Source organism: Bacillus sp. JJ1773 (assembly GCF_036962035.1).
Lineage (GTDB): Bacteria > Bacillota > Bacilli > Bacillales > Cytobacillaceae > Cytobacillus.
The window spans coordinates 20,223-27,215 of the sequence record NZ_JBALNX010000025.1 but is presented as its reverse complement, the minus strand read 5'-3'; the positions used below and the strand labels follow the sequence as shown (position 1 = coordinate 27,215).

General features: G+C 38.8%; 7 protein-coding genes. All 7 read right to left on the bottom strand.

What is annotated here, in order from left to right; translation table 11 throughout:
• Positions 1-140: 140 nt before the first annotated feature.
• The 7 genes from dapA to V7127_RS05600 all read right to left on the bottom strand — a co-directional run bounded on the left by dapA (position 141) and on the right by V7127_RS05600 (position 6,975).
• Positions 141-1,007 (bottom strand): 4-hydroxy-tetrahydrodipicolinate synthase, encoded by an 867-nt coding sequence (gene dapA / locus V7127_RS05630; protein ID WP_335484252.1) that lies wholly within the window; start codon positions 1,005-1,007, stop codon positions 141-143.
• A 2-nt stretch (positions 1,008-1,009) separates the two neighbouring features.
• Positions 1,010-2,272, bottom strand: coding sequence for an aspartate kinase (dapG, locus tag V7127_RS05625; RefSeq protein ID WP_335353159.1), 1,263 nt, complete (start codon positions 2,270-2,272; stop codon positions 1,010-1,012).
• A gap of 150 nt (positions 2,273-2,422) precedes the next feature.
• The gene (gene asd / locus V7127_RS05620; RefSeq protein WP_335484250.1) at positions 2,423-3,472 is read right to left on the bottom strand and encodes an aspartate-semialdehyde dehydrogenase; all 1,050 of its coding nucleotides are present in this window, start codon (positions 3,470-3,472) and stop codon (positions 2,423-2,425) included.
• Between the two features lie 142 nt (positions 3,473-3,614).
• On the bottom strand, positions 3,615-4,214 hold the full coding sequence (gene dpaB, locus V7127_RS05615) for a dipicolinate synthase subunit B (protein ID WP_335346589.1): 600 nt from the start codon (positions 4,212-4,214) through the stop codon (positions 3,615-3,617).
• 1 nt (position 4,215) lies between these two features.
• Positions 4,216-5,115, bottom strand: a complete 900-nt coding sequence (dpaA, locus tag V7127_RS05610; RefSeq protein ID WP_335346588.1) for a dipicolinic acid synthetase subunit A — start codon at positions 5,113-5,115, stop codon at positions 4,216-4,218.
• Positions 5,116-5,369: 254 nt separating this feature from the next.
• The gene (locus V7127_RS05605) at positions 5,370-5,624 is read right to left on the bottom strand and encodes a YlmC/YmxH family sporulation protein (RefSeq protein WP_335346587.1); all 255 of its coding nucleotides are present in this window, start codon (positions 5,622-5,624) and stop codon (positions 5,370-5,372) included.
• A gap of 115 nt (positions 5,625-5,739) precedes the next feature.
• On the bottom strand, positions 5,740-6,975 hold the full coding sequence (locus tag V7127_RS05600) for a M16 family metallopeptidase (RefSeq protein WP_335484248.1): 1,236 nt from the start codon (positions 6,973-6,975) through the stop codon (positions 5,740-5,742).
• Positions 6,976-6,993 lie beyond the last annotated feature (18 nt).

Genomic DNA, 6,993 nt, shown 5'->3' with positions numbered 1-6,993 from the left:
TCCTGTCGCATTGTCGACACTAGTACGTCCTGTACTTCGGGGGTAGGCGCTGAAGCTAGACAAGAAGAAAAGCGGAGGGCCTTTCTAGTAAAATTAAAAGCCAATCGGCAAAAAACTGATTGGCTTTTAATAGTAAGTTTTTATTGTAGCAAAGCTGATAATTTACTTCTCTCCTGCTCTGTTAGCGGAACTAACGGCAATCTTACCGTGCCGACATCAAGTCCCTTTAATTGAAGCGCTGTTTTTACTGGTACAGGGCTTGGGGCTGCAAAGAGTCCTTCCATGATTGGAAGGAGATGTTGATGAAGCCTTGCAGCTTTCTCTATTTTGCCATTCAGAAACGCTTGAATCATCTCTTGCATTTCATTTCCAATAATGTGGGACGCCACTGAGACTATGCCCTTCCCACCTATTGCCAATACAGGGATTGTCAATCCGTCATCCCCGCTGTATAGCTGAAAGTCCTCAGCTGTTTCTGAAATGATTCGAGCCATTGCATTTAAATTACCGCTTGCTTCCTTTACCGCAAAAATATTGTTTATGTTAGAAAGGCTAATAATGGTTTCAGGTTCAATATTGACAGCTGCTCTGCCTGGAATGTTATATACCATTACTGGCAGTTTCGTACTTTCGGCAACTGCCTGGAAATGCTGAAAAAGTCCGGCTTGATTTGGTCTATTGTAATAGGGAGCCACAGCCATTATTCCATCTACACCTATTTGCTCAGCTCGTTTCGTTAAGTCAATAGAAGCGTATGTGTTATTGCTGCCAGTTCCCGCAATAACTGGTATTCTTTTGTCGACTGCTTTAACCACATGCTGGAATAACGCTATTTTTTCTTCATTCGTTAAAGTTGGAGATTCACCTGTTGTCCCTGCTACAATAAGAGATTCTGTGCCATTTTGAATTAAATGATTAATTAGCTGAGTAGTCTTAGGGAAATCAATATGTCCCTTTCTATTAAATGGAGTAACCATCGCTGTCGAAACCCGGCCTAACTGAATCATTGCTACACTCCTTTAATCTTCCATAAGTCAATATTCTCAGGAACTGTATAATCCTTTTCAAGCTGGAAAGCATCATGTAGAGCGTTAATTGCCTTAGCTAAATCATGCTGTTTCACAAGAACCCATATAGTAGTATGGCTATCCGCAGATTGTAAAATCCTTATTTCCTGCTCTGACAATGCTGTAACAATTTTCGATGCGACACCCGGCACACCTTGCATTCCGGCTCCAACGACAGATACTTTAGCACAATGCTTCTCGACAAGTGGAGTATGATGTAAATCTTCCAGTATCTGAATGGCTTTCTCTGTCATTTCTTCTGAAACTGTATAGTTGACGCCATTAGGATAAATGTTTATAAAATCAACACTGATTCCTTCATTAGCCATCGCCTTAAAAACCTCAGCTTGCAAATTATACTGATCCTTTTTAGCCTGTACTTTGATTTGTGTAATATTGGGGAGATGGGCAATTCCTGTAACAATTCTTTCTGTGAAGTCTATTCCTTGCCGTTCTTTATTAAAAGTTGTCACAAGGGTTCCTAAATTTTCTGTATAGGTAGATCGAATTCGAATGGGGATTTTAGCTTGCATGGCAATTTCAACTGCTCGAGGATGTATGACTTTTGCTCCTTGATAAGCCATATTGCATACTTCTGTGTATGTGACAATAGATAGTGGACGTGCATTTTCAGCGATAGTTGGATCAGCAGTCATAATTCCATCAACATCTGTAAATATGTCAATCCATTCCGCATTTAGAGCTGCTCCTAGAGCTGCGGCAGATGTGTCACTTCCGCCTCTGCCGATCGTTGTGACATCCCCATTTTTTGCAGCACCTTGAAATCCAGCTACTACAACTACATCATGCTCTTCAAGTACTTTAAGAAGTCTATCACATTTCATATCGATAATTTTCGCATTTGTGTGCTCGTGATTAGTTCGAAAACCTGCTTGCGCACCGGTTAAGGCAGTTGCTTTAACACCTTGTTCCAAAAGCATATTTGTAAAAACAATACTAGAAATGATTTCACCACAGGATAATAATAGATCTGTTTCCCTTTTATTTATCAGGGATTTATTTGTCTCTACGAGAGAGAGTAATGTATCAGTCGCATATGGGTCACCCAATCGTCCCATTGCCGATACGACAATAACTACTTTATAACCCTCGTGTCGGGCTTTCTTGATGTGCTTAAATGCATGTGCCCGGCTTTTATCATTGCGAACTGACGTGCCTCCAAATTTTTGCACAATTATTTTCATTGTTACACCTCTATAAAACTCTTCATTGGTTTTTAGATTATGCCATAGGTTTGCTGATAAAGAGGAACGATCATATTTGGAGCTAGAAAATCTCTAGCTCCTTTATTTTTTACGCTCAAATCTTTTTAAAGAAATAAAACGTGAACTTTGTTATTTTACTAAACCAAGTTTTATTAAGCTTTCTGCAATTTGAACTGAGTTCCACGCAGCTCCCTTTAATAGATTGTCAGACACAACCCACATATGGAAACCCTTTGGTTGATCTAAGTCCTTGCGAATACGTCCGACAAACACATCGCTCTTGCCTACACAATCTGCAGGCATTGGATAGATTTGATTGTCCGGATCATCTTGTAAAATAACACCTTGGGCATCTTGAAGAAGCCCTTTAATATCTTGTGAGCTAACCTCTTCTTCATTTACCTCGAAGTAGACTGATTCTGAGTGACCGGTTGCAACTGGTAAACGCACACATGTCGCTGCAACTTGAAGTTCAGGAAGATGCATAATCTTTTTTGTTTCATTTATCATTTTCATTTCTTCAAATGTAAAGCCGTTCTCTGTAAACTTATCAATTTGCGGAATCGCGTTAAAGGCAATTTGATAATGCTTCTTATCACCTTTTACAGGAAGAATGGCAGGCTCAAAGGATTCGCCATTTATGATTGCTTTTGTTTGTTCATGAAGCTCTTCAACTGCAGCTGCACCTGATCCCGAAACAGCCTGGTATGTTGAAACGATAACTTTATTTAAACCGTATTTTTTACGGATTGGTTCTAAAGCTACAACCATTTGAATCGTAGAACAGTTTGGATTTGCAATAATTCCCTTATGATTGTGAAGGTCGTGTTCATTGACTTCTGGCACTACAAGCGGAACATCTTCATCCATACGGAAAGCACTTGTATTATCAACAACAACTGCGCCATGGGAAACCGCATGAGCCGCCATTTCTTTAGAAACACTACCGCCTGCACTGAATAGTGCAATATCAACTCCTGCAAAGCTATCCGGTGTTGCTTCCTGGACTGTTAGCTCCTCGCCTTTATAAATCACCTTTTTTCCCGCTGAACGTGCAGATGATAGCAATGTTAACTTTTCGATTGGAAAATTCTTTTTCTCAAGTGTGTCAAGCATTTGCTGACCTACTGCTCCTGTTGCTCCTAAAACTGCTACATGAAAACCTTTTTTCTGTTCCATTTGTTTTTTCCCCTCTCAAAAATACTTACTAACAAAAAAGATTATTACAGAAACTTAATGAATTTTCTTATAATAACATACATTTTAACATATTCATTCTTTAAAGTAATAAACTTTTTGCTAGATAAATTGGGGAAACACTCTAATTCTCGTCCTTATATCTTTCAACAAGTACGGGCTGGAATTGTTTACCGTTAATAGCTGCTTCAATCGTTTCTGATAAAGCTGTCATTCTGGCAACCATTGAATTTGGTTTTTTCACTGGATCATCCTGGCCAAATGGGATGAAATAAATATTTTTCGTTGCCATTAATCTCATTAAATTCACGCCATTTAAGCCAAGTGCATCGTTTGTGGATATTCCTAATACAACAGGCTTCTGATTCCTAAGCGTTGCCTTTGCAGCCATTAAAACAGGTGAATCTGTCATGGCGTTTGCAAATTTACTCATTGAATTGCCTGTTAAGGGGGCAATCACCATACAATCTAAAGGAATTTTTGGACCTAACGGCTCTGCCTTCACAATGGAGTCTATCACTTTATTTCCTGTTAATTCTTCAATTCTCTGTACCCAATCTTCCCCTTTGCCAAACCTTGTTTCAGTGCTTTTTACTGTAAAGGTAACAACAGGCAAAACTTCAGCCCCAGCGTTGACGAGCTTCTCTATTTCCGGGAACACCGCATCGTATGTGCAATGAGATCCTGTCAGACCAAAACCGATACGTTTTCCTTTTAAACTCATATTAAATTTTCCCCTTTCGGTTAATACTGTCTTCTTTTATTAATTGGGAAAGAACCTTCGCTAGTATTTTTCCGGCTGTTTTAGGTGCAACGATTCCAGGAAGTCCAGGTGCGAGCAATGCCTTTACTCCCCTTTTTTCTGCGTACCTAAAGTCTGTCCCTCCTGGTTTAGAAGCAAGATCAATAATGAGAGTGTGAACCGGCATTTTTGCAATAACAGAAGCTGTAACTACTAAATGTGGAATCGTGTTGATGCAAATATCTGCATCCTTTACTTCATTTTCTAAATCCTTTAAATGAAAAGGAACTAAACCCATTTCCGTAATCCTTGCAATATGTTCACTTTTTCTAGCACCCACTTTTACCTTGGCTCCAAGAGAATCAAAGACTCTTGCAACACTCATCCCAACTCTTCCGAGGCCAAGAACGGTAATTTTTGACCCATGAATAGTAATATCTGTATGCTGTATGGCCATCATGATCGTTCCCTCTACTGTGGGAATTGAGTTATAGATAGCTACATCATCTCGTTCAAATAAATTAACGAGTCGTCTATTTGCCTGTTTAGTTACACTGTCTAAATATGAGTTGCTTATCCCTGAATAGATCGTACAATGGGATGGTGTTTCCAATAGCATCTCTTTCCGTAAATACACCTTTTCATTTGAAAATATTGTTTCAATTTGACCATCTAAGCCAGTTCCAGGAACAGGCAATATAACAGCATCTTTATTTGAAAAATCGACTTCATCCATTTTTTCTTTAACAGCCCCAGTAAAGGCATGATCTAATTGTTCGAATCCAATTAATGAAAGCTTGGCATCCAGCTCGGTTAGTCTGCGTATTATTTCCAGCTGCCTAGCATCTCCGCCAATAACAGCAATTTGTATGTCTGTTAGCATGAAACCCTCACCTTCTTCTAAAGAGTGTTACAGGTATTGTGTTAATTCACTACTTCAACATCCTATGTACGAAAGGCTAAATCGGTGAGTTTTCCATGTAAAGATAAGGCTTGAAATATGAGTTTGGGAAGGTTTCGAATGAGAGAAAAAGTATGTGGGCTCTGGGTTTTAGCCTAACTTTTATTTTTGAAAAGAATTTTTTCAAAAAAAAATAGACTGGCTTCTGCCAATCTAAATAATCCCTTAAAAATTTTCTATTCGTTTGCTTCTTCCTCATTCGGCATATCTAAAATAATCATATCGGTTCCAATCTTTTTAATGTGGCTCCAAGGTACACGAATCTCATCTCCTTGCCTTTTGAGTCCAAACCATTTCAAAGATGGAATGACTAATGCCTGGATTTGTCCACTTTTTTCGTTTATTTCAAGATCTGTTTGCCCAAGAACCCCTAATCTTTCTGCCTTTTTTACGTCAACGATTTCTTTTCCGCTCAGCTCACTAAGTCTCATGCCCTTCCCCCCTCTCTATACAATTTATCGATATTCATAATGATTTAGACTACAAATCAATTTGCTTTCATAAACAAAAAAACAGTCTGCTAATTAAACAGACTGTTATGAGTAGTTATAGACTTTTTGGCAACTCGCCATTAGGACTAATCAAGGCAATGGCGTATTTATCAGTGAATATGGAATTTGCCATTTCATCCACACCTTGTTTAGAAACAGCATCAATTTGTTCAAGGATTTCATCTAATGATCGATGACGCTTCAGTAAAAGTTCATTTTTCCCATTTCGGCTCATTCGGCTATTGGTGCTCTCTAAGCTGAGCATCAGACTTCCTTTTAACTGTTCCTTGCTATTATTTAGTTCCTTTTCGGTAATTCCGTCTTGTTTAAGCTTGCTTAATGTTTCTTGCATCGTTTCAAATAAGACATCCAATTGCTTAGCACCAGTTCCACCATAGAGTGTAATAATCCCTGCGTCTTGGTAGGCTGAGTGATAAGAAAAGACTGAATAAGCAAGTCCTTTTTGTTCCCTAACATCCTGGAATAACCTGCTGCTCATGCTGCCGCCAAGTATATTATTGAGAACAATTAAATTGTACATTTCTGGATGACCTACCTGCAGTCCTTCAAAACCAATACATAAATGTGCCTGCTCTGTATCTTTTTTCCGAACAGCCTTATTTGAATGGAATTCAAGGCTCTGCTTCACTTTTTCATGCTTTCCGCCTTCATAGGATCCAAAATATTTTTCAACTTCCCGAATAAAAGAATCAGAAATATTGCCGGCAATAGAAATGACCACTTCTTCAGGAGTATACATGTTGTGGACATATTCTCTTAATGTATCACCGTTAAAGGTGGCAAGCGTTTCCTCTGTCCCTAATATCGGATAGCCAAGTGGATGATTTTCATAAATGGCTTTACTAAGCAAGTCATGAACGATATCATCAGGCGTATCCTCATACATCTTTATTTCTTCATATACAACATTTTTCTCTTTATTCAGCTCTTCTTCCACAAATGTAGAGTTAAAGAACATATCAGCTAAAACCTCAAGTGCAAAATCCGCATGAGTATCGAGAACCTTTGCATAGTAGCACGTATATTCTTTTGAAGTAAAAGCATTCACCTGCCCGCCAATACTGTCAAATGATTCAGCGATCTCACGTGCGGATCTTGTTTTTGTCCCCTTAAAAAACATATGCTCTAGAAAATGAGAAATCCCGTTATTCTCTAGGTTTTCATCTCTAGATCCAGTTCCAATCCAAACACCGATGGCAACGGAACGAACGTGTGGAATATTTTCTAATACGACTCTTACACCATTTTGGCATGTGTACTTTTTAATCAAATAAGTTCCTCCTGTTCC